Raw genomic sequence first — 22,965 nt, 5'->3', positions numbered from 1 at the left:
CGATGAATGCGTTGTTCGATGTCGGTGTGGGCGCGGCTGCGGTGGGACTGCTGGCGGGTGGTTACGCTTATGCGGCGAACTGGCCCACGTCACAGATCTTCGGCAGGACGTTGATCGCGGGGCCTGACAGCACGGACGGGACCCATACGGTTGCGCTGACCTACGATGACGGACCTAGCCCGCGCAATACGTCTGCGCTGCTTGACCTGCTGGCGGAGCACCGCGCGCACGCGACGTTCTTCCTGATTGGCGAGCATGTGCGGAAGCATCCGGAGCTGGCTCGCCGCGTGGTTGCGGGTGGCCATGCCATTGGCAATCACACGACGATGCATCCCAATCTGCGGAAGAAGAGCGATGCGCGTGTGCGGGAAGAGTTGACGGCGTGTCAGAAGACGATCGAGGACACGCTTGGCGTTTCGCCGGTGCTCTTTCGTCCGCCTTATGGCGCGCGGCGGCCCGGCGTATTGCGTATCGCACGATCGTTGGGGTTGACGCCCGTGATGTGGAATGTGACGGCGCATGACTGGGGAACGATCGGCGCGACGGCGATTCAGGCGCGCGTGGATAAGGGTCTGCATGCGAATGCGAAGCGGTGCGTTGCGTCGAACGTTCTGCTGCACGATGCGTCGCATCTGGATGGTGCGGAGCCTGCATCGCGTGCGGACACGCTTATCGTGACGCGTACGCTGCTGGAGCGGGATGGACTTCGGTTTGTTACGCCGTTGGCGTGGCTTGAGCAGTCGAACAGGGCGCTATAGGTGGTTCGCCTGAGCCTTTCCCTCAGGGGCTGAAGCCCCGTCTCATTAACGGCAAAAAGGCAGGGCTAAAGCCCTGCCCCTCCGAACGATTGAAAGACTGGGCCGGGGCCCTGCCCTCGAGAGGTTGAAAAAGGCAGGGCCGAGGCCCTGCCACCCCAAGATCTTTGAAGCCCTGCGAGATGACGCAGCACGTCAACATGCCATGAGTACGGCAATCGATTCGCGCTTAGGCCATTGCGTAGACTTCCTTCACGCCGATCTGGGTGAAGAAGACGACGATGGCGACGGTGATGACGAGCGCGATGGTGGCGGAGATAGCGCAGGTTTTAGTGCGCTTGCGCATGATGCCATAGGCGATCAGCGCTGCGTAGACGAGCAGTACCGCAATCAGCCAGTCAAAGTCATAAGTGCGTGTGTAGAGGTCTGTATGCGCCGTCACGCGCGAGATGCGGAGTGCCGGTACTGCCGCGCCCACCATGAATCCGCCGAGCGCTGCCACAAACATCAGTAGCGTCTGGCCCAGAACTGCAAGTGCCGTTCTCATCGTGTCTCCTTCTTGGTGCCAGCTTCAAAGTCGCGGAAGCGTTTTTCGAGTTCCCACTGCTGCCGGGCCTTATCGCTTGTCTTCAGGAAATCCTCGCATGCGCCAGCGGGTGCGTTGCCCTTGCTGGTGCTGCATTCGCGTCGCATGGTGGTGAACTTATCTGGTGCCTGCCACAGGCTGTTGCCTGCAAGGAAGGCGTGTTCCAGCGAGGCTCGTGCGGAGCTTTTTAACTGTGCGTAGGTCAGGCCCTGGTCGACGACTGCTCGCACATACTCGTTGGTCAGATCGATGCGTGAGACGCCCTCATCGTCGGTTGAGAGTGCGAAGGGAACACCTGCTGCGAGGTAGCTGTGCAACGGGTGGCGTGTGCCGGTGACGCCGAGGATGACGTCGTTGGATGTCAGGTTGATCTCGACCATCACGTGTTTCGCTGCCATGTCTTTCAGGAGCGCGTCGGCACCATCTTCGTACATGATGTCGACGCCGTGGCCGATGCGCTCCGCGCCGGCCTTCTCGACTGCGTCATGGATGTGGAAGCGTAGCCCCTCCGGCGGCACCATGCCCGGGCCAAGCTCACCCGCGTGCAGCGAGAGGTGCACCTTCGGGTAGATGGTGTGCAGGTACTGCAGCATGATCATGTGGTTGTCGTACTGCGACATCGACAGGTAGGTGTCTTCGGGCTGTACGAAGTTGATACCGACGACGCGGGGATCCACGCTGGCGACCTCGTAGCCAAGCAGGGTCTGCGCGAAGACACGCTCCGGAGGCCCAGACCGGAGGATCTGGTAGAGGTAGCGCACCTGCACCTTGCATGCGGGCTTTGCTTCGGGCGTGCCGCAGTGCTCGCGTGCGTTGCGCGTTGCGTCCATGGCGTCCAGCTCTGCGCGATCGACCGCGATGTTGTCGCGGAGGCCGCCGGCGAGCAGGGCCTCGCGCATCTTCGCAGGGTTACCGTCCCAGTGCTGTTGTATGGCGAGACGAATCGCACCGTTGAAGTCGGGCGACGTCATCAGTTCAAGATATTGTTCGTTCTGTGCGGCTGCGCGTGTCGCGACCTCATCCACCCATTCCCCCTGGTGGGACTTCGCGATGCCGCCAAAGCGCGGGAAGGTGGCGAAGAACTGGTCGTGTCCGCTAACGCCGGCGCTGGGTACAAAGGCACGCATGCTGAAGCTGTCGACCAAGTGGTCATAGAGCGTCTGGTTGGTGAAGGCGGAGGCGGCGGGTTGCGAGCCTTCAACGCAGACAGGCTTTGGCGGCAGGCTTTTTGTCAGGCCCTGGTTCGGCAGCAGGACGCCCTTGACCGGGTCAACGCAGAGATTGTCGGCGGCGGCGTTCTGCAGGAAGGTTTCGGCATAGACGGCGCCGGAGAGGTGCATATGCAGGTCGCCGCCCTTGGGCATGGAGACCAGCAGGGCGCGCAGTGCGGCGGGGTTGTTTCGCAGTGCTTCCACACGTGCGGCGGTACGCGCTTCGTTGCTGCCGGCCGCCGTCTGAGCCGATGCGCCTGCACTGCCTGCGATGGCCGCACCCAGCAGCGCACCGCAGAACACACTCTTCCAGAAAAGCATCAGTAGTGACCTCGCAAGGCGCATGCGGGCCGCAGATAGCGGCACTTTGCGCAGTTTGGGAACGATGCCTAAGCATAGCTGACAGAGCCTCGCGGTCCGGTGAAAATGGCGGGCCTTTCAGCGAATCGCACTGGCCGATTTGGCGCTCTGCGACTCCGTTGGTATACTCAGGAAGTCGTTCCAGCCGCAGCAGTATGTAGAGGATTTGGAATCACCGGCGGCACCAAGGGACCCCGGGCTTCAGCCCCCAAAGCAGAAGTGGCACAACCCACGGCCAGATAGCTCAGTGGTAGAGCGCGGCCCTGAAAAGGCCGGCGTCGGCGGTTCGATCCCGTCTCTGGCCACCACTCTTCCTACATCCAAAACTCTTCAAGCCGCGCTCTTCGAGCGTAGCTTTGTGGTATGCCCGCGGGCCTGGAAAGGCCTTCGCGTCGGGTTCGATCCCGTCTTTGGCCACCAGTTAGCCGCGTTGCGTCTGTGGGTACCTAGTTCATGATGAAGGCAAAGAGCTTGTCGCCGGCACCCACCAGAAGATACTGGTGGCCGTCCAGTTCGTAGGTGATGGGTCCGTTGGACATGCCGGTGCTCAGGTTGGTGTGCCAGAGCGGCGTACCGTTCTTCGCGTCCAGCGCTATGAGATTGTTGTTTGAGTCGCCGGCGAAGACGAGGTTTCCGGCCGTGCTGAGCAGGCCGCTTTCGCCGCCCGGTGTCTCCCACTTGTGACTCCACGCGATTTTGCCGGTGCGGTAGTCCACGGCTTGCAGCATGGCCTGGGTGTAGTGTCCCATCTCGTGGCCGCCCCAGCCTTCTGGCTTATCGCTGTCGTCGAAGATGTAGAACATGGAATACGAATGGGTCGCGTTGATGTAGAAGAGTCCGGTCGCCGGGCTGAAGGTGGAAGGCGCCCAGTTCACGCCGCCGGATGCGTCCGGCGCGACGAGCACGCCGGCGATCTGTGGTTCCTTGGCGGGATTGGCAATGGGTTGACCCTTGGCATCAATGCCCCTCGTCCAGTTCGTCTTTACAAACTCGGAACTGACGTAGTTCTTGCCGGTCTCGCGATCCAGAACGAAGAACCAGCCATTGCGGCTTGCCTGTGCGAGGAGTTTCTGGGGCTTACCTTCGATCACGCCGTCGAAGAGGATGGGCGTCTGCACTGCGTCCCAGTCATGGGTGTCATGCGGTGACGGCTGAAAGTACCAGGCCATCTTGCCGGTATCGGCGTGGAGCGCGACGATGGACTCTGTGTAGAGATTCGCGCCGTTGCGTCCGCTGGCGGCGATGACTGGCTGCGGATTTCCGGTGCCGATATAGACGAGGTTCAATGCAGGGTCGTAGGTGGGCGAGATCCAGGTCATGCCGCCGCCGTGTGCCATCGCGTCGGCATTGGGCCAAGTCTCGGAGCCCGGCTCACCCGGCTTCGGGACAACCGACCAGCGCCACTGTAGCGCGCCCGTCCTGGGATCATGCGCCTCGAGATATCCGGGGCGGTCCAGATCGTCGCCGCTGACGCCGGTGATGACATGGTCCTTTACGACCAGGGGCGCGACCGATGCGTAGTACATCTGGTCCAGATCGCAGATGGACTGGCTCCACAGCTTCTTACCATCCGCGATGTTCAGCGCGACCAGGTTGCAGTCCGGCGTCTCGAAGTACACCGAATCTCCGGAGATGCCGACGCCGCGATTGCCAAGATGGATACCGCCCTTTGATGTCCACGCGTAATGCCACAAGGGCTTGCTGGTGCGTGCGTCGATCGCCCAAACATGGTCAGGCACGGTGATGTAGATGACGCCGTTTACGACGACTGGCGTACCGGCAAGGCGTCGCACCAGGCCGTCGCCGAGATTGGGTAACTGGTAGAGCCACGCCAGGCTGAGCGACTTCACATTCTTGTCGTTGATTTGGGTGAGTGCACTAAACCGCCGCCCAGAGTAGTCACCGTTGTAAGTCGGCCACGAATCCGATGTCGGATGCACTAGCGCCGCCGGATCAAGCCCGCCACCGATTTGAGGGCTCGCGGTAGGCACCGTGGCGAGGGCGAACAGAGCAAGGAAGAGCGCGGAAAGAACCTTCATTGCAGGGTCTCCAGGTACGACACCACGTCGTGAATATCTTTGTCGGTGTAGGTGTCGAGCAGAGCATGATGGCCGGCCAGCGGATCATGCTTCTCTACCTTGAGATCGGCACTGCGGGTAAAGGTGAAGTAACGTCCTTCGGCATTGCGCAGTGAAACATGGAAGTCGTCGATATCGGTCGGCTCGCCAGTTACCGTCGTCCCTGAGGGCGTTGTGACGGTGACTGTCACGGCGCTGTGCTGACGCGATGCTGTTCCCTGCTTTGTGATGGCGCGGTTATCGGGGAAGACGATCTTCTGCTGTAGTGCGGGTGGATCGTACTTGCTGGCGATGTGTTGTAGGTCGCCCGTAACTGAATGGCACTGCGTGCAGCCGCCCGTGGTTTCAAAATAGACTTTGCCAGCCCGGGCGTCGCCCACCAGGATATTCAGAGGGCTATTATTCGGGCCGGTGCGCAGCGTGTCACCAATCTGCTGATGCAGGAAGTGCGAGAGGTCGACCAGTTCTTCCTTGCTCAGGCTGACCGGCCTGGCCTTTGGGTGTCCCTGCGCGAGATAGGGTCCAAGCGTGCTTCCGTAGCGGTCGTGCAGAACAAGCACAGACCGCAACAGATCGGCACCGCGTGCGCCACCGCGTGCCCGCGTGCCATGGCAGGTGATACATCCTGCGATGTAGACCGTCTTGCCACGCGCGGCGGCATCTTCATCCACAACCTGTTTGTCGTCAGAGCCAGCCTGATCGATCAAGCTGGGCTTGCGCGGAGTTTTGGTCTGCGCCGTTGTGGCGCCCGGTTTGCCATCGACCGGAAAAGTCGTTGCAAGATACCCGACGATCTGGTCGAACTCGTCGTCGCTGATCTTTGCGCCACGACCGATCATGTTGGAGACAGTCGCGCCCCACTGTTGCCGGCTCATCCTGCGTCCGGCAAACATCTGCACGGTATGACAGGCGGAGCAGGCGCGCTGCACCGTGTCGCGGTGCTGACCATCCGGCAGTGCACCGGGTGTTTGCCCGTGTGCAGTCAGAGGAGCGATGCCAGCCATGAGCAGGAGACAAAGACGAGGCCATTGCATGTGGTGAATGATACTTCCGAAGGGATATTACAGGCACGTGCCATCCGTACTTTTCCATGGGTGCCGGACCGCCGGTTACGCCCTGGGATGCATCTCGCCAGAAAGGATGAGGTCGAACCGGCGGCGCATATCTTTGAGGTAATCCGTGTCGCCTGGATCGAGTTCGAGAGTTGCCGTGCCCTGATAGCCAATCTCACCGAGTGCCGCGTGAATGGACATCCAATCGATATCGCCGTCGCCGGGCGAGACCCAGCGGGCCACGGAGTCTGCTCCGTCCTTACCGCGGATGAATTTGAAGTCCTTAATGTGCAGTTTGACGATGCGCTTACCTAACGTGCGAATCCAGTCCTGCGGATAGCCGTAGAGAACGACGTTCCCGACGTCGAAGTAGGCACGTACCCGCGGCGAGTTGTACTCGTCGATGTAGCGAGCGAACTCCAGTGGACTGAGGAGAAACTTGTTCCATACTTCCTCAAGCGCGAGCGTCACATTCAACTCTTCAGCAAGAGGAATGAGTTTGCGAATCGCCACCTGTGAGCGAACGTATGCGTCCTGGTAGGGCGTGCCTGCGTTTACGACGCCCGGAACCAGTAGAACGGTGGACGCACCCCACAGGTGTGCGTTGTGGATGGATGTGCGGGCTCCCTCGAGGCTTCGCTCTACCACTGCCGGATCAGCGGAGGTGAATGGGTACTTCCAGTGATCCATATTCATCACGGAATGGATTGGCAGACCGACCTTCTCGGAAGCAGACTTCATCGTCTGCGCGTCGGCCGGGTTTGGTGTCGTCGGACACTCGATCTGCTGGTAGCCGCAATCTTTAGCGAGTTGAAAGCGGTCCAGAATCGACAGCTTTTCGGGCAGCATGTTGTACTCAACAGCCATACGGATCGGCAGTCGTGTGCCAGCTCGCGCGGGTAGGGAAGACAACACGGTGAGTGCGGCGGCATTCTGCAGAAAGCTTCGACGGTTCAACATGGTGGCTCCGATGATCGCATTTCATTGATCGCGGAGACAACAGGTATCACGGACGAAAACGGCTGAAGTCTGAATGGTGAGCGCGCGTAGCAAGTCGTGCTGCTTCTTTTCCGTAGTTGCAAAGTAGTAGCATCGCTGCGCAACGGATTTCTACTTTCCAAGGAGCTGCATGCCAGCCTCTCACGTGGCCAATTCTTCCCGAACGCTGTTTCTGCGGGTTTGCTCGATCGTCGCCCTCGGCGCTTCCTTCTCAATTGGTCTGGCTCAACAGCCGCTGCGGACACTGATTGTGGGAGTGGATCATCGTCAGACCACTTCCTTGAATGGCCCGTGGCACTATCTGATTGAGCAGCCTCCCGCCCGCGAACTGTATGACGATCAGGGGAACGTGCGCGACAGCGGGTACGCGCAAAACACACGACCCAACATCAGCACCGGACCGCACAATTCAGAGTATGACTTTTACGCAGCGCCGACACTCAAAGTGCCGGGCGACTGGAACTCTCAGGATCCCACTCTCTTCCGCTTCGAGGGTGTGGTCTGGTACCAGCGCGAATTTCAGTTTCAACCGAAGCCGGGGAGCCGTACGTTTCTGCATGTAGGCGCGGCGAACTACCGCTCCTTCGTCTGGGTCAACGGAAAGCGCATTTGCCAGCACGAAGGCGGCTTCACGCCGTTTGATTGCGAGGTCACAGCGGCGGCGCATGCCGGAACGAATGCAGTGGTGATCGCCGTCGATTCGACGCGGCACAAAGATGACATCCCGACAGTCTCCTATGACTGGTTTAACTATGGCGGCATCACGCGCGACGTCTCTCTTGTTACGGTTCCGGATCATTTCATCGATGACTACGATGTCCATCTGCAACACGGCAACGTTTTTTCGGAGAAGGCCGCACGCACTCTCAGTGGCTACGTCCATGTGCAGGACGCAACCGCTGGAACTTCGGTGACGATCCGCATTCCTGAGGCGGGCGTCAATAAAACTGTGACAACGGATGCGAATGGACGCGCCGAGTTTACGGCCGACGCTTCTTCCTTGACCTTGTGGTCTCCTGCCTCTCCAAAGCTTTACCGGGTAAGTCTCGCCTCTGGATCCGATGAGGTTGCGGACGAAATCGGATTTCGCGATCTGCGGGTGGATGGCACGAAGATCCTACTAAACGGCAAGCCGGTCTTTCTGCAGGGGGCCAACGTTCACGCTGAGGCTCCACTGCGTGGTGGCCGTGTGAATACGGATGAGGACGTGAAGAATCTCTTCGGCATGCTTCATGATCTGCATGCCAACTTCGCTCGACTGTGCCACTATCCGCACGATGAGCGAATGGAGCGTTATGCGGACCGCGATGGCATCATGCTTTGGTCTGAGATTCCACTGTGGCAACGCATCTCGTTCGATAAGAGCGATGTGTACGACAAGGCAGTCGTCATGCTGCATGAAATGATCCGCCGCGATCGCAATAAGGCTTCGGTGATCTTCTGGTCCGTTTCGAACGAGACTCCGAACAATCCAACACGCACGAAGTTTCTTACGGATCTGGCGAATGAGGCGCGTCGCACCGACCCCACCCGCCTGATCACCTCAGCATTGATTGGTCCAAAGGTGAGTGAGGATCAGATCCGCCAGGAAGACCCATTGATGCAGGCTCTTGATGTTGTCGGCCAGAACGAGTACATCGGCTGGTATGAGGGGCAGCCGGAAGAGGCCGATCGTAAAGTGTGGACGTTTGCGGTCAATAAGCCGGTCATCTTTTCGGAGTTCGGTGCTGAGGCAAAGATCGGTAATCATGGCGGGGACCACGATCGCTGGACCGAGGAGCAGGAAGCAAATGTTTACGAGCATCAGTTCGCGATGATGCGGAAGATCCCGCAGGTGCGCGGTGTTACACCGTGGGTTCTGATGGACTTCCGCTCGACAACGCGCAACATTCCTAAGTTGCAGGATGGTTATAACCGGAAGGGCCTCTTCTCCGAGAAGATGGAAAAGAAGAAAGCCTTCGAGGTGGTCCGTAAAGCGTATGAAGGACACACCATCGGCAAGGCTGAGTAAGTGAGGTCACAAACAATAAGGGGAGCGGCGCATGAGCCGCTCCCCTTATTGTTTGTCTAACCGCCTTCTTAGAACAGAATGCGGGCGCCGAGTTGCATCTGCCGCGGTGGGAACGCCGACGAGATGGTGCCAAAGTTGCTGCTGCTCGTGTTCAGGTTGATGCCGTTGAAGTTGGTGCGGTTCAGCACGTTGAACATATCGGCCTGCAGTTTAAGACGAGCAATCTCTCCGAAGGGGAAGGTCTTGGAGAGAGTCGCATCCGTCTGTGCCAGACCGGGTCCGACCACGCCTCCAACGGGCGCGTTGCCATAGTGGTTGGCCTGCGCTTTGGGCGTCGTCACATAGGGCTTCGCGCTGTCGTTACAGACGCCGCCGGCTCCGTTATTCAGGTAGCCGCAGATGCCTGCGTGTGCGTTGTAGACGCGGCCCTGGCCCGCGACGAAATCGGCGCGCGTTGTGCCAAGCTGAATCGTCGATGTCTGCTGGATGGTGTAATAAGCGCCGCTCTGCAGACGTGCCACACCGCTCAGTTGCCACCCTCCTGCGATCTCCCGCAGCAGGAAGTTACGGCCCTTGAGTTCCGGTGCCTGAATCGTAAAGCTTGCCACAAAGGCATGACGACGGTCGTTGGAGAGCGGGCCGTAGTTATAGGCCAGATCTCGCCAGTTCTCCAGGGTTATGTTGTTTCCTGCAGAGTCACCCAGCGCTTTCGAGTAAGTGTACGAGAGCGTGGCTGTAATGGCTCCGCTGCGTTTGGAAGCGAAGACCTGCAGTGCGTTGTAGTTGTAGTTGGAATCAAAGCGGTTGGAGTTGATCGCGTTGAAACCCTTGTAGGGATTGAATGCAGCGATCGAGGAGTTAGGCGTAGCAGAGTTCTGATTTGCGAAAACCGGTGTTAGATCCGGGATGTTGATGTTTGGCTGACGCAACTGGTGATGGGCAACGCTGCCCACGTAGCTGGCTTCCAGCAGTACCTTCCCGGGCAACTGACGCTGGACACCCACGCTGTACTGCCACGTATACGGCGTCTTGTTCTTAGGATCAACCGCGCTGATACCTGCCTGCAGGCCGGTGCTGTTTGCCGAGAGGGAACCAAGTGTGGCCAGGTTGCCAACGCCAAACTGCGTGTTCTGCAGGAAGGGTGGGAGATTCAGCTGGCTGAAGACGAGGTTTCCCTGCGGGCGGTAGTAGAACAGTCCTGCACCGCCACGAATGGATGTTTTGTCATTCGCGGCATAGGCAAAGCCGAAGCGCGGTCCCACGGCACCGTTCATCTTGTAGAAGCCGCGGGGTGCGCCCGAAGGTATCAAGCCGAAGATCGAAGAGTTTACGTTCGTTACGCGCTTCTGCTGGTCCTCGGGAACTCCGTCTCCCACCCGGACCAGGCCGTTATAGGGATTGCCGGCGCCCGGATTTGCTAGCGATCCACCCGCCGTCACAGATACCGCATTCGCCGCGTTGTACGCAGCCGGATCGAAGTTGGTCAGGTTGTTTCCCTGCGCGTAGAAGGGCTGCAGCCACTGATAGCGCATGCCAAGGTCGAGGCTTAGGCGTCTTGTAACACGCCACTGATCCTGTACATACCCTTCAATCTGATTGAAGCGGAAGTGGCCAACCGGATCAGCGCTGTTCTCAGAATACGACTGGAAGTTACCGAGAAAGGCGTCGGACAGTGAGTAGCATGTTGTATTGAAGGCGGCCTGGCCGCAGTTACTGGACCGTGCTGTAGCTGTTCCGTTCTGGCTAAATCCCACCGTTCCGGTGTAGTTAGACCGACCATTCTGATCGACGCGATCGCGAATGTAGGCGATGCCAAACTTCATGTTGTGATCACCCTTTACATAGGTGATGTTGTCTGCGATCTGAATATCTGTGGACGGTGATATCAGGGAGAAGTTAGGACCCTGAAAGCCGGCGTAGTTGCTGATGTTTGTGATCGGAATGCCGTTTGGATATGGTCCGACGCCAGGATAGAGCTTGTTGAAGCCGAAGCCGTACGTCTCACGCTTCCAGTTATTGCCGTAAGGAGGAATGCGCTGCGCGGCCCAGCTTGCGTTGGCCTGTACCTGATTGATCAGGTTCTGGCGGATGCTCCAGGTTTCACTGATCAGGTAGCTCTGCCCGGGGCGGTTGCGTGTCGTTGGTGTTGTGTTTAGGATGCCTCCGTTTGAGAAGGTGCCATAGGGGTCGATCAGCGTGTTCTGGTCGTGTATCCAACGCGCAAAAAGAGAGTGCTGCTGATTTATTACATAGTCGATTCGAACGAGATCCTGGTGAAAGTCGAGCGGATTCGAAGGAGCCAGGGTGAGATTGTTCGATGGGATGCCACCGTCACGGTAGCTCAGGCCGCCGGCGATGATCGTCTTGTAGACGTTGGCGATTGCCTTGCCGTCCGGCGTCATCAACGACGAGATGTTGTTGTTGGGGATGGGCGTGCTGGTACCCGGATAGTAGAGCTGGCCAAAAGTGCCACTGGCCGCCGAGCAAACGCCTGCGCCGTTGAAGGAACCAGGATTGCCGGATCCATCCTTTGCTGCCGAGCAGAGAGAGCTGAAGTCGCCGTTGAGCATGGCCGTTGTTGGCACGGTGAAGGTGCTTGCCGTCGCCTGCTGGCGCAGCCGCTTCCACTCCTCACCTACGAAGAAGAAGAGTTTATCGCGGATGATGGGACCGCCGAGGAAGAAGCCGAAATCGTTGTAGATCAGTTGCGTCTTCTTGCGAGCGATGTAGTTTGTGGCATCGAGATAGCTGTTGCGATGGAACTCGAAGGCGCCTCCATGGAAGGCGTTGGAGCCGCTCTTGGTGACGATGTTAAAGGTGGGCCCTTGCGTGCGTCCGTATTCCGCAGACGAGTTGGACGTATTGATCTTGACCTCACTGATGAAGTCAGGGCCCACGTTATTCATGAGTGAGCCGTTGGAGCCGGCCACCTGGTTGTACGCGCCGTCCACCGTAAGGTTGTTGGAGTCGGAGCGATTGCCGTTGATGGTCTGGTTGTTCGAGGCAAGCGAGGTCGTGACGGCGAAGATATCCGGGTTGGTTACGACCGCGCCAGGAACCAGCGTGAGCAACTGTGTGTAATTGCGACCGTTCAGTGCGAGGTTTTCAACCTGCTTGGCATCGATGACGCGGGAGAGTTCTCCAGAGGTCGTGTTGAGGGTTTCAATGGCTCCGCCCTGGACCTCGACGACTTCGGAGACCTGGCCCATCTGCATTGCAAAGTTCGATGTCACCTTTGCGTCTGCCGTGATGGTGACGTTGGACTGCTGAGCGGTTCGAAAGCCCGCCTGCTTTACGGCGATGACGTATTCCCCGATGGGCAGGTTCGTGACGATATAGTTTCCGTCCGAATCCGTTGTTGCCGTGCGGGTCGACTGGGTTGTGATTGATGTGATCGAAATCGTTGCGTTCGGAATTGCTGCGCCGGTCTGGTCCGCGACAACGCCAGAGATCTGTCCGAAGCTGCTTTGTGCGTGAGCACAAACACTGATTAAGGCTAGGGGACTCGCAAGTGCTACGGCACACCATAACCTGCGGGAATCGTTCATGAAGGCTCTCCTAAGCGTCCAATTTCGGCAACCCGGAAAGTTGCCGTTTTTGGTCGTGGCCATTAAACGCTGAGAGTAGGGCAGTCTGTCAATGCTTCAAACTACGTTGTAGTAACCCCTGTGAGCAGGAAGCGCTTGTTCAGCCAGCGGCGCAGCGGTTCGTCGTAGAGCTTAAGGCAGGCATAGGCGATGGCGATCGAGGTGAAGAACAAAGCCACGCCCCAGCCCACACCCTGTGCCGGAGTGAGCTTCCCGTCATAGACCTTGGCTGTGTAGATGTAGATGAGTGCATAGTGCGTGATGTAGAGCGGGTACGAGATCGCACCCGAGAAACGGCAGAGCCGGGTGGCGGTGCGTCCATTGATCTGTTCGCCCGCGCCCATAGCGACGATGACCGGATACACGAGGATAATGATGAGTGCCTCATACAGTCCGTTTTTCCAGAGTGTGGCCGGTGTGCCAAAGCGTGGCAGCGCAAAGGTGAGAACGAGCAGCAGGCTGCACCACAGGAACGCGTTGCGGACGTGAAGTCGCTTGTGCATCCGCTGCACAAGCATGCCGGCGAGGAATGGATAGAGCAGCCGGAGAAAGCCGACTTTAAGTTCCATGGCGTTCACGGACCAGCCACCGGTGATGTCGCCGCGCGGCGTGGTGACAAGATAGTGCGTAAGCGCGGCCGCGGATAGTGCAGCGAAAACCACGAGCACGCGATTGGAAGCCCTGCGCAGACCGAGCGCATAGGCGATGTTGGCGATGTATTCGAAGAAGAGCGACCAGGCTGTGCCCGCGAGTGGATGCATCTCCTGCCAGCCGCGAATGTCCATGGAGATGGGGATCGGGATCACCGTGCAGCCGATGAGCGTGATGAGGATAAGCCTCGACACGGGGGTGGTCGCGACGAGCGGAAAGATCTTAGGGCTGGCGCTCAGGTAGAAGAGCAGTGCGCCGAGAAGATTGCCCATGATGACCATCGGCTGCAGGCGGATGATCCGGCGCTTAAAAAAGTCCCAAAGCGTCATGCGCTGCCGGCCATTGGCAGGTTGCCAGCGATCGTCGTACGCGTAGGCGACTACGAAGCCGGAAAGCATGAAGAAAAAATCCACGGCGAGATAGCCGTGGTTGATGATCTGCCGCGCGTGGTCTCCGCCGTTCCATGTCTCGCACACGTGAAAGATGACCACCATCATGGCGGCAACGCCCCGCAGGCCGTCAAGAATTTCGAAGTGCTGCTTGGGCTGGATGCGTGTGTCTGGCTGACTCATGGCTTCAAAACACCATACACAACGGGATGGCGGACTGGCTTGAGCGATTTCGCCATTACGATCCAAGCCTGGCGATCAATCAATGGTGCCAATCGCGGCTGTGGCGGTCCAACCTCCATCAACTCGTGCATCCAACCGTAAAGATCCTCGTATCGGAAAAGGAAGCATCCATTCATGTGGAAGAAAGATCCTCTCGCCAAAGTTGCTGATGTGTTTGTCGAAACGCTCATGAAAGCAGGAGTCAAGCGCGTCTATGGCGTAGCCGGTGACTCGCTGAATGGCTTCACCGATGCCATACGGTCGCACGAGGGAATCGAGTGGCAGATGGTGCGACACGAAGAAGTGGCTGCATTCGCCGCCGGTGGTGAATCTCAGATCAGCGGCCAGTTGACGGTGTGCGCCGGAAGCTGCGGCCCGGGAAATCTCCATCTCATCAATGGCCTGCACGACTGTCACCGTAGCCGTGTCCCGGTCCTTGCGATTGCTGCTCAGATCCCCAGTGCGGAGATGGGGACGAACTACTTCCAGGAGACTCATCCGGAGCAGATCTTTCTTTCCTGTTCCGATTTCTGTGAGGTCATCTCCACGCCCGAGCAGGTTCCTCGCGTCCTCGCCATCGCGATGCGCACAGCGATTGCAAAGCGTTGTGTTGCTGTTGTCGTTATTCCGGGAGACATCCTTACGAAGCTTGCATCGTCTCCGGCGATTGGCCTTGGTATCTCCGGTCCGGCTGCGTCTGTTCTGCCACCTGCGCAGTCTCTGGCAGACGCAGCGAAACTTCTGAACGAGACAAAGAAGATCACGATCCTCGCTGGCGCCGGCTGTGCAGAGGCTCGTGCAGAAGTGCTTGCCGTCGCCGAGGTGCTGCAGGCCCCTATCATCGTGGCCTTGCGCGGTAAAGAGTATCTCGAGTACGACAACCCATACTATGTCGGACTCAACGGTCTCATCGGTATGCCCTCGGCGTACCGCGCCATGCAGGAGTGCGACACGCTCCTGATGCTTGGTACTGACTTTCCGTACTCACAGTTCTATCCGGAAGGCATCAACGTCATTCAAGTTGATATTCGCGGCGAACAGTTGGGCCGCCGTACAAGAATTGATGTTGGTCTTATTGGCGATGTGAAATACACACTGCACGCCCTGAAGCCACTTCTGACAAAGCACAATAGCAGCCACCTGAAAGATTCGACCGAGCGCTTCCGGAAGATCCGTAAGGAGCTCGATGAGCGCGCCGTGGGTGAGCGAGGCAAGTCACCGATCCATCCGCAGTACCTTACCAAATGCATCAGCGATCTCGCTGCCGAGGACGCCGTCTTCCTGTGCGACGTAGGGACACCAACCACCTGGGCAGCTCGCTATCTCAAGATGAATGGCAAGCGCCGCCTTATCGGCAGCTTCAACCATGGCACCATGGCGAATGCCATGCCGCAGGCCATTGGTGTCCAGTCCGCGGCGCCCTCTCGCCAGGTCGTCACACTCTCAGGCGATGGCGGCATCTCCATGCTGCTCGGTGACCTGCTTACGCTGCGGCAGCTCAATCTAGCCGTGAAGGTGGTCGTCTTCAATAACGGTGCGCTGGGTTTCGTCGAGCAGGAGATGAAGGCGGCCGGTGTCGAAACCTATGCCACCGGCTTCACGCCGACAAACTTTGCGAACATCGCATCGGGTGCGGGCATACGCGCATGGCGCGTTGAGACGCCTGAGCAGGTGATACCCGCACTCAGGGAAGCCTTCGCTCACCCCGGTCCGGCCGTTATCGACGTTGTCGTTGCAAGGCAGGAGCTTTCCTTGCCTCCTACCATCACGCTGGCGCAGGCTGCCGGCTTCAACCTCTACATGTTGAAGGCCATGCTGCATGGAGACGGTCACGAGGTCCTCGACATGGCAAAAACCAACCTCTGGCGATAAGTCACTGTCACGAAAGAAGAGATGCCCGCAGCGATGCGGGCATCTCCTCTTTTACGAAAACGTAATTTACGGGTAGAGCGTTGCAGGTTGAATTTCGGGTGAGCCTTCGCCAGCATATTTCAGTAACTCAACCAGCTCGCCTCGCAATTGTTTTGCGACTTCCAGATATTCTTTGCGACCTGCGAGATTGACCAGTTCGTGCGGGTCGTTGCGTTGATCATAGAGCTGCCATTCGAGATAGGTTGGGCTTGCGGCCTTCTTTGCGCCGGAGATATCTGCCACGCAGTAGGTCCAGTCCTGCGTCTTGATAGTGCGTGCTGTCATTGACTCGCTGATCTGCACCAGCTCTTTATTCGGCCATGCTTCGCGGGCGGCCGTGTCCTTCAGGAGTGGCAGAGCGCTGCGGCCCTTCCAGCTTGATGGTACGGGCACGCCCACTGCTTCGAGCAGGGTGGGTGCAACGTTGATAAGTCCTACAAGTTCTGGGATTTGCTGGGCACCTTCAAAGCCCGGACCATCGATGATGAGTGGAATGCGCACAGAGCTGTTGTGCGTCGAGCGCTTGTACTCCTGGTTGCGTGTCATGAAGTGGCAGCCGTGATCGCTGATGAAGACAAAGATAGTGTTGTCGGCCTGGCCAGTCTCCTGAAGAACTTTTTTAATGCGGCCAACGGAAGCATCTATGCTCTCGCATGCGCCGTAGTAGTCCGGGAGTTGCTGGTGCCAATCGCCGGGCAACGCGCGCAGGTCCGGTGGTACATGCGCGTTGATGAAGCGAGCAGCCGATCCCTTCGGTCCAACCATGCGGTTCTCGTCGTTCTGCTGATGTGGCTCGAGCTGAGAGACGAAGAGGAAGAAAGGCTTCTCGTGCTTCTGGCGCAGAAACCTTTCGGTACGGTCCGTCAGGAAGTCGACGCGGTATTGATCCTGGAACTTGATCTCCTTGCCATCTCCATCGAAGAGCGAGCCGTAGAAAGGATGCGATGTATGCTCCAGCGCGTTCGCACCTTCCCATAGGTCGAGGAAGCCGCCACGATACTCGGGCTTCACGTAACCCGGGCCACCTCCTGCTGCCTCTGCACTGGGAGCCAGGTGCCACTTACCGATGAGGTTGGAGGTGTAGCCGGCCTTGCGCAGCTCACCCGCGAGTGTCGGCAACGTATGGTCGAGTGCAGGGCCATTACGCCACACGCCAGTCTCGGTTGCGTAGCGGCTGGTCATCAACACAGATCGTGCGGGGGCGCAGACGGGTTGATTGGTTACTGCGTGCGTGAAGTTTTTCCCACGCTTTGCCATTGCATCCAGATTCGGGGTTTTGGTGGAGCTGTTTGCGCCGTTGGCGCCGACAAAGTCCCATCGAAACTGATCGGACAGATAGAGGATGATGTTTGGCTTTCTCCCCGGTGCCTTCGCGCCCGTGTTCGTTGCTGCTGACTGCGCGATAGCATCGGCACCCAGAGATACTGACGCGGCTGCAGCCGCTCCGCTTTGTACTAGAAAATCTCGACGGTTCATAGATCTATGCCTCCTGTTACAAACTTCGAAATCATGTCGACTTGGCTAAAAGAAGAGCTTGAGGCTCGCCTGCAGTTCGCGCGGATCATTTGGATTGTCGCGCGTCGCGCTGATAGATGAGAAGGAGTTCGGCGAAGTGAAGTTGAGGCTGCCTGGCTGGGCGAAGTTCGGTGTGTTTGTCAGGTTAAAGCTCTCGGCACGGAACTCAAAGTAACGCGCTTCGCCCAGGTTGAATCGGCGGAAGAGTGAAAAGTCGAGCCGCCGAAAGGGTGGTCCACTTACCTGTGCAGGCGGCCCCCCAAGGCTGCCGGCTGCGGGGTTCGCGAAGGCTGCTGGGTTCAGGAAATTCGTCACGCGATTCCCGCTGCCGTAGAGCGGCTGGCCAGGGACCTTTAGCGCAAAGCAGCCCAGGCCTGCGGCGGTCGTAGTTGTGCATGCAACGGAGAAGGGCTGCCCGTCCTGTGCGGAGAAAATCCAGTTGATCTGCCATCCGCCAGCGAGCGCGGAGGCAATGCCAGACGTAGCGTATGCGTGGCCTTTGCCGAAAGGGAGTTCATAGCTGCCGCTGGTATGCAGAATGCGGCGAACGTCGATATCGCATGGAGCGTAGTCTGCACCAATGCCATAACCGGCAACGTAGGGTGCACGATAGCCACCAACTCCGTTATCGAGCAGATCCCTTGCCGTGCCCAGGCACTTCGAGTAAGTGAAGTTAGCGAGCAGGCTAAAGCCGTGGCTAAAGCGATGTTCTACACCCGCCTGCAGTGAGTTGTAGTTGATGGAAGCACCGCGCGAGACGTAGTTTCCACCGAAGGCAAAGCTCTTGAAGAAGGAGTTGTTCCGGGTGTTCGCAGTGGGTGCAAGGATCGAACCCACTGCGTTGGAGGCCATCGACGACATGATGTGCTTGCCGTTGCTGCCGACATACCCGATGAAGGCTAACGTGTTGGGTGCGATTTCATACTGTACCTGCAGGTTGAACGCCTGGCTGTAAGTGGTCTTGGGGTTACGTGGTTCGCCAAAGAGTGAGATCGATCCAAGCGAGGCATTCGCTGCAGTCAACGGAACGTTCAACAGGCCGTTCGAGATAGGGCCGACAGAGTTGTTCGCGGTCACGGGGGCGACCGAGCTTCCCGCGGTGTAATTCGTCGTGATCTGAAAAGGGTAGTTGACCCATGGGCTGATACTCAGGCCGTGATTCTCGTATCCCTGGTAAAAGAGGCCATAACCCCCGCGAATGACCAGCTTGTCCTTCGGCTGGTATGAGAATCCTACCCGTGGTGCGAAGTTACCCTTCTGCGCGTAACCGAGTACGTTGTCTGCCATTGGGGTGAAGACGATTCCGTCCTGCGCGAGCAGTGATTGAAATGCGGCGGGGACGTTCGCCACCTGCGATTGTGGAACGTAGAAGCGCGAGGTGTTGTCGCGCGTATCGCCCGTCTGCGCTGGAACGAAGTTTGCGAAACGGCCACTGCTTTCCGCCGGGATACCAAGAAACTCCCAGCGGACCCCATAGTTCAGCGTAAGACTTTTCGATGCCTTCCAACTGTCTTGTGCGTAGGCTCCGACGTACTGACGCTTGAGGTTGAAGATAGGCGAGAAGCTGGAGGCAGTGACAGCGTTGGATCCTCCCAAGCTCTGAAGGCTGGATCCAGAGACCGGGAGCGGAGCCAGCAGAAACTGCGCACGGTCTGTGGATGCGTCGGTATTTGCGACGATGGAGGTGTAAAGGCCGCTGTTGGTAAAGCTTCCGCGTGACGTCGTGGGCGTGAGCGTTGGAAAGGCGACGTGCTGATACTCGACACCCGCGCGAATCTGATGTCGATCCCGATCGATGGTGAGGTTTTCCGTGAACTGAAGTACCTTGCTCGACTTGTCGCTCGGAAGTGTGCCGGGCGTGCCAAGTGCGCTGAGTTGGCCGAAGGTAAATTGAGGCAAGCCACCGTTGCCGGCGACCTGCGGAATGCCAGGGATGCCGTACTGCGCGGGAACACCGAGTGTGTTGGCGTTCAACTGCAGTCGCGTGTCGCGAACCTTGCTGTAGCCGATGCGAGCTTCATTGACGAGCCGCGGTGTGATCACATGCGTTTCACTGAAGGCAATGTTCTGCGATTGTGTGCGGCCGTTCCCTGGGCGCGAAGCTGATCCGTCCGCCACGCCAGGAAACGGGCTGGGAACAACCTGCGTTGTGTCCACAAAGCTGTAGCGCACGAAGGCCGAGTCACGTTGACTGAGCGTCTCGTCGAAGCGCACATCGAAGCTGTTCGTGGTGGTGCGGTTTACCGGGCTGCTAACGTAATTATTCTGCAGCGTGCTGCCGGTGGGTGCGGGGTACAGATTCATTAACTGAACAGCATTCGATGCGAGGCGTGCCGCAGGAATCTGGTTCAGGAGTGCGCGATTGGCGGTGGTATTGAAGTTTGTCACACCACCCAGCGAGCCGCTGTAGAAAGGGTCGCGGACGTAAGCGCCGGCAGTGCCGCGCAGACCTGTGATGGGATCAATTCCACCGTTCGGTATAGCGCGCGTCGTCGACGGATCAAAGACGGTGCCAGTTGGAAAAGTGCGGCCAAGGCCATCGGTAAGGGTCCCCGATTGCAATGCAATCAGATCCTGAAGATTGGTGAAGCCACTGTTGCGTTCTGCCAGCGTCGGTACGGTGCTGGTATAGGTCTTCCCCTGGGCGACGCGCGTGCCCTGATAGTCCGCGAAGAAGAAGGTACGGTTGCGGCCGTCATACAGCTTCGGAATCACGACTGGACCGCCGAGCGTGCCTCCAAACTGGTTCTGCCGGAAGGCGGGCTTGCGTTGCGTTGGAAGAACGAAGCGGTCCTTCGCATCCAGCGCGTCATTGCGCAGATATTCCCAGATGTTGCCGTGCAGTCTGTTGTCGCCGGACTTTGTGCTGACGTTGAGGACGGCGCCCGCAGAGTGACCGAACTCTGCCGAGTAAGTACTCGTCTGCACGGTGAACTCACGCAGTGCGTCGGGTGGTGGCATGACGACGTACTGCCCTTGATTCACGAGATCGGCGATGGCGGCATTGTCATCCATGCCGTCCAGCAGATAGTCGTTCTGGGTGCGACGCGCACCGTTGGCAGTAAAGGATCCGCTGGCCTGCAGGTTTCGCGAGTCGTTTTGCGCGAAGGTCACACCGGGTGAAAGCTGCGCCAGGAAAGTGGCATTCCGGCCGTTGAGGGGCAGTGCGTTGATGGTGCGCTCCTCAACCAATTGCTGCACCGACGAGGATCGTGTGTCGAGCAGCGGGCTGCCTGCGGATACCTGTATGACTTCTCCCGCGGCCCCAATTTCCAAGTGTGGGTTCACTTCCAGGCGCGATTGAATCGTCACATTCAGGTGGCTGGTAACGCTCTGCTTGAATCCGTCACGCGTGACCGTGAGCGAGTACGTACCAAGCTTCAGAGGACTGAAATTAAAGCTGCCGTCATTGCCGGAGCGCAGTCGGGCCGTGACTCCCGTTGCCTCTTCGCGCAGCACCAGATCGGCATCAGGAAGTGCAGCTCCGGTTGCATCGGTAATTCTTCCGGCGAGAGAACCCGTATCCACCTGTGCTTGAAGGCCTGTCGCAGACCCAAGCAGAAGAGCCGATGCCAGGACAAGGTGATTGGAACGAAGGGATGAAGATCGCGCAAGTTTGCGTCGACCTTCCGTGTCGAAGGGGTGATTCTGCATCGGAATCCTCTGCAGGAAACGCGCAACATCGCGCAGGAGCACGATCGCGTTCGCTGCTGATATGGGGAGTCTAGGGGGCAGAACGTGCCGGAGCACATGCTGTTATTGGACGAGCAACGGTCTCATCGACAACAACAACAAAGCTGACAATCTTCACTGAACGCACGGTCGGAAATCCAGGAGGATTGCATGGCCGAATGGTACATCACAGTTCTTCAGAAGCCAAACGGGCGGGCTGCGGGCAGGCTGGGACTCGCCGTAGAGACGGCCTTTCACTGACCAAAACACGCTAATTGCAGCGCGGGCGTTTGCCGCTCGTTCCGCCGGCGCAATGAACAGGAAGTGCTAGCGGATCCTGAGAGTTTTTGTAAGCCATGCGGGCGCGCGGCTATCTCGTGGGGATGTGGGATTCAAAGCTGTTACGCGAGCACGATGAGAGGTCCCGACGTTTTGGAAGCCTCAACGTCAGGAATCGCCGCAGGGGTTTTCCTGGGCTGGCTGTGACTTACCGTTGAGCCAATCATGGTGCTGCAGGGCTGCCAGTTTTTCGGCGGCTGCAAGAATCATGAATTCTTCAACGGATAAGCTTTGCGCTCCAGCAACAGCCACGATCTTGGAGTACAGAATTTCTGGTATTTGCAGCGAAGCGGTCAAATCATTTCCTGTGGAGACCGCAATGCGTAATGCGAGAGCGGTAATGCATTAATGGATGTTAGGTTGAAATCCGAGCGCGCGGGCGTCCGCGTCGGTCAGTTGCCGGTGAACTGTCTCTCCACCATCGATTAATTTTATTACATCGTCAACTTCTGCTTCGGTGAAACAAGCCAAAAGGCAGGTTCGGAGTGCGTCCTGTGAATTACAAGTGAAAGGGTCTGCGCAACTGAAAGTCACCTCGGTCAACGCTATGCAACTGACACGCACATATGTTTCTTGCCCGTTGACGGGAAAGATGCTTAACAAATGATTTTTCAAAAGTGTGATCTGCCTCTGGGCGTGTGCAGGGGGAAACGTTGTCGCCACACGCCTACCACTAATACGAGGCAAATTACCCCAAATTGGTTTTCCATCGAAGCTGTTTTTGTGTCTGCTTTCGGACTTTGCGTCGTGCACGGCTATACCCCTCAGGCTGTTGAGGTTGTACGTTTACACGTCAGGCCTAGCGCCTTCGGATCTGTGCCGTGGGGGCGTTGGCGCGGATCGCGGTCGGCGAAGGGGCTTTGGCGTCGTTCTGCCGGATCCAGCTGTCATGTTCCAGCCGGCTGAGTTTTTCGGCCACAGCGAGACTGATGAAGTGATTGAGTGAGATGCCTTCTTGATTTGCAATCTCAGTCGCCTGCTGCCGGATGGAGGGGCAAAGACGTAGCGGAAAAGATAAAGCGCGTTTCTGATCCATGTTTCCTCGGCTGCCCCATGGGATGCGAGCGCTCTACAAAGGTGACTTGCCAATGACAAGTGGAACTGCATTTAATCGATGATCCGCGTTTCGATCATTCGACTGGGGGATTTGCATCTCTCTTGCTGAAACGGTGCCGTGAAAGTTGTGTGCAGAGGGCTCCGGACCGTCCGCGTTATGTTGCCTACCGTACAGAGTTCGCCAGGCAACAAACCGAGCTTCCCATGCTGCGAATTGAAGGAGCAACACCGCTAAAGTGTTAGATTGACGCGCCAAACATCCGTATTTATTTCGTGAAGATATCGCAATGCAAACAGTTTTGGCCAGTCCTCCTGTTCCCAAATTGGGAATAAAGAAGTGCGCAGTCGCAGAACTTTCAAGTAGCCGTTGCAATTTAGTCGGACGGAGGGTGCGTTGAACTCACTGTTATTGACGGGGCGCACGTCTGTGATCTTTTGCGGTCGCGCAGCCTATGCGACGAGCTTTGCCGCCTGACGTTTGCTTCTTAGAAGACGTTGATATCAAGCGTGATATCCAAACTGATGTTTATGTTCCGCTCCGCAGTCAAGCACCCCTTATGGGGCTTACAAG

Annotated in this window: 14 protein-coding genes and 1 tRNA gene; 4 read left to right on the top strand and 11 right to left on the bottom strand. The window is 58.0% G+C overall.

Annotated features, from left to right (window positions below; translation table 11 throughout):
• The first annotated feature begins 2 nt into the window (after positions 1-2).
• Positions 3-758, top strand: coding sequence for a polysaccharide deacetylase family protein (locus TERRO_RS19245; RefSeq protein WP_014787380.1), 756 nt, complete (start codon positions 3-5; stop codon positions 756-758).
• A 226-nt stretch (positions 759-984) separates the two neighbouring features.
• Here TERRO_RS19245 and TERRO_RS19240 read toward each other — a convergent pair whose 3' ends face one another.
• Together TERRO_RS19240 and TERRO_RS19235 are read right to left on the bottom strand one after the other, a co-directional pair.
• Positions 985-1,302: a hypothetical protein gene (locus tag TERRO_RS19240; RefSeq protein WP_014787379.1), complete on the bottom strand. Its 318-nt coding sequence runs from the start codon at positions 1,300-1,302 to the stop codon at positions 985-987.
• Positions 1,299-2,873, bottom strand: a complete 1,575-nt coding sequence (locus TERRO_RS19235) for an adenosine deaminase family protein (RefSeq protein WP_014787378.1) — start codon at positions 2,871-2,873, stop codon at positions 1,299-1,301. Before TERRO_RS19235 ends, TERRO_RS19240 begins: the two co-directional genes overlap by 4 nt.
• A 272-nt stretch (positions 2,874-3,145) precedes the next feature.
• Between TERRO_RS19235 and TERRO_RS19230 the strand changes: the two genes are divergently transcribed.
• Positions 3,146-3,220, top strand: a tRNA-Phe gene (locus TERRO_RS19230).
• 138 nt (positions 3,221-3,358) lie between these two features.
• Here TERRO_RS19230 and TERRO_RS19225 read toward each other — a convergent pair.
• The 3 genes from TERRO_RS19225 to TERRO_RS19215 all read right to left on the bottom strand — a co-directional run bounded on the left by TERRO_RS19225 (position 3,359) and on the right by TERRO_RS19215 (position 7,002).
• Positions 3,359-4,951, bottom strand: a complete 1,593-nt coding sequence (locus TERRO_RS19225) for an acido-empty-quinoprotein group A (protein WP_014787377.1) — start codon at positions 4,949-4,951, stop codon at positions 3,359-3,361.
• Positions 4,948-6,024 carry a c-type cytochrome gene (locus tag TERRO_RS19220; protein WP_157178450.1) on the bottom strand — a complete coding sequence of 359 codons (1,077 nt, stop codon included), beginning with the start codon at positions 6,022-6,024 and terminating at the stop codon, positions 4,948-4,950. The genes TERRO_RS19225 and TERRO_RS19220 overlap by 4 nt, the downstream gene beginning before the upstream one ends.
• Positions 6,025-6,099: 75 nt before the next feature.
• Entirely contained in the window at positions 6,100-7,002 is a 903-nt protein-coding gene (locus tag TERRO_RS19215) for a sugar phosphate isomerase/epimerase family protein (protein ID WP_014787375.1), read from the bottom strand.
• A gap of 169 nt (positions 7,003-7,171) precedes the next feature.
• Between TERRO_RS19215 and TERRO_RS19210 the strand changes: the two genes are divergently transcribed.
• Complete coding sequence (locus TERRO_RS19210; protein ID WP_014787374.1) at positions 7,172-9,052, top strand: glycoside hydrolase family 2 protein; 1,881 nt, start codon at positions 7,172-7,174, stop codon at positions 9,050-9,052.
• Between the two features lie 68 nt (positions 9,053-9,120).
• On the opposite strand, the gene TERRO_RS19205 is transcribed toward TERRO_RS19210, so the two are convergent.
• Both TERRO_RS19205 and TERRO_RS19200 read right to left on the bottom strand, forming a co-directional pair.
• On the bottom strand, positions 9,121-12,600 hold the full coding sequence (locus tag TERRO_RS19205; protein WP_014787373.1) for an outer membrane beta-barrel protein: 3,480 nt from the start codon (positions 12,598-12,600) through the stop codon (positions 9,121-9,123).
• Positions 12,601-12,701: 101 nt separating this feature from the next.
• Complete coding sequence (locus TERRO_RS19200) at positions 12,702-13,862, bottom strand: acyltransferase family protein (protein WP_014787372.1); 1,161 nt, start codon at positions 13,860-13,862, stop codon at positions 12,702-12,704.
• Positions 13,863-14,036: 174 nt separating this feature from the next.
• Between TERRO_RS19200 and poxB the strand changes: the two genes are divergently transcribed.
• Positions 14,037-15,773 carry a ubiquinone-dependent pyruvate dehydrogenase gene (poxB, locus tag TERRO_RS19195; protein ID WP_014787371.1) on the top strand — a complete coding sequence of 579 codons (1,737 nt, stop codon included), beginning with the start codon at positions 14,037-14,039 and terminating at the stop codon, positions 15,771-15,773.
• 66 nt (positions 15,774-15,839) lie between these two features.
• Here the strand turns inward: poxB and TERRO_RS19190 are convergent, their stop codons facing one another.
• The 4 genes from TERRO_RS19190 to TERRO_RS19175 all read right to left on the bottom strand — a co-directional run bounded on the left by TERRO_RS19190 (position 15,840) and on the right by TERRO_RS19175 (position 22,374).
• Complete coding sequence (locus TERRO_RS19190; protein ID WP_014787370.1) at positions 15,840-17,288, bottom strand: sulfatase-like hydrolase/transferase; 1,449 nt, start codon at positions 17,286-17,288, stop codon at positions 15,840-15,842.
• Positions 17,289-17,333: 45 nt separating this feature from the next.
• Positions 17,334-20,981 carry a TonB-dependent receptor gene (locus TERRO_RS19185; protein ID WP_014787369.1) on the bottom strand — a complete coding sequence of 1,216 codons (3,648 nt, stop codon included), beginning with the start codon at positions 20,979-20,981 and terminating at the stop codon, positions 17,334-17,336.
• Positions 20,982-21,446: 465 nt separating this feature from the next.
• Positions 21,447-21,635, bottom strand: coding sequence for a hypothetical protein (locus TERRO_RS19180; protein ID WP_041592731.1), 189 nt, complete (start codon positions 21,633-21,635; stop codon positions 21,447-21,449).
• 502 nt (positions 21,636-22,137) lie between these two features.
• Positions 22,138-22,374: a toxin-antitoxin system HicB family antitoxin gene (locus tag TERRO_RS19175; protein WP_014787367.1), complete on the bottom strand. Its 237-nt coding sequence runs from the start codon at positions 22,372-22,374 to the stop codon at positions 22,138-22,140.
• Between the last annotated feature and the right edge of the window lie 591 nt (positions 22,375-22,965).

This window comes from Terriglobus roseus DSM 18391, assembly GCF_000265425.1.
GTDB lineage: Bacteria > Acidobacteriota > Terriglobia > Terriglobales > Acidobacteriaceae > Terriglobus > Terriglobus roseus.
This window is presented reverse-complemented; position numbering and strand designations above follow the sequence as displayed.

Bases quoted from the DNA above. Each gene is read 5' to 3' on its own strand.
- TERRO_RS19245 (WP_014787380.1), top strand. From the start codon at position 3: ATGAATGCGTTGTTCGATGTCGGTGTGGGCGCGGCTGCGGTGGGACTG.
- TERRO_RS19240 (WP_014787379.1), bottom strand. From the start codon at position 1,302: ATGAGAACGGCACTTGCAGTTCTGGGCCAGACGCTACTGATGTTTGTG.
- TERRO_RS19235 (WP_014787378.1), bottom strand. From the start codon at position 2,873: ATGCTTTTCTGGAAGAGTGTGTTCTGCGGTGCGCTGCTGGGTGCGGCC.
- TERRO_RS19225 (WP_014787377.1), bottom strand. From the start codon at position 4,951: ATGAAGGTTCTTTCCGCGCTCTTCCTTGCTCTGTTCGCCCTCGCCACG.
- TERRO_RS19220 (WP_157178450.1), bottom strand. From the start codon at position 6,024: ATGCAATGGCCTCGTCTTTGTCTCCTGCTCATGGCTGGCATCGCTCCT.
- TERRO_RS19215 (WP_014787375.1), bottom strand. From the start codon at position 7,002: ATGTTGAACCGTCGAAGCTTTCTGCAGAATGCCGCCGCACTCACCGTG.
- TERRO_RS19210 (WP_014787374.1), top strand. From the start codon at position 7,172: ATGCCAGCCTCTCACGTGGCCAATTCTTCCCGAACGCTGTTTCTGCGG.
- TERRO_RS19205 (WP_014787373.1), bottom strand. From the start codon at position 12,600: ATGAACGATTCCCGCAGGTTATGGTGTGCCGTAGCACTTGCGAGTCCC.
- TERRO_RS19200 (WP_014787372.1), bottom strand. From the start codon at position 13,862: ATGAGTCAGCCAGACACACGCATCCAGCCCAAGCAGCACTTCGAAATT.
- poxB (WP_014787371.1), top strand. From the start codon at position 14,037: ATGTGGAAGAAAGATCCTCTCGCCAAAGTTGCTGATGTGTTTGTCGAA.
- TERRO_RS19190 (WP_014787370.1), bottom strand. From the start codon at position 17,288: ATGAACCGTCGAGATTTTCTAGTACAAAGCGGAGCGGCTGCAGCCGCG.
- TERRO_RS19185 (WP_014787369.1), bottom strand. From the start codon at position 20,981: ATGCAGAATCACCCCTTCGACACGGAAGGTCGACGCAAACTTGCGCGA.
- TERRO_RS19175 (WP_014787367.1), bottom strand. From the start codon at position 22,374: ATGGATCAGAAACGCGCTTTATCTTTTCCGCTACGTCTTTGCCCCTCC.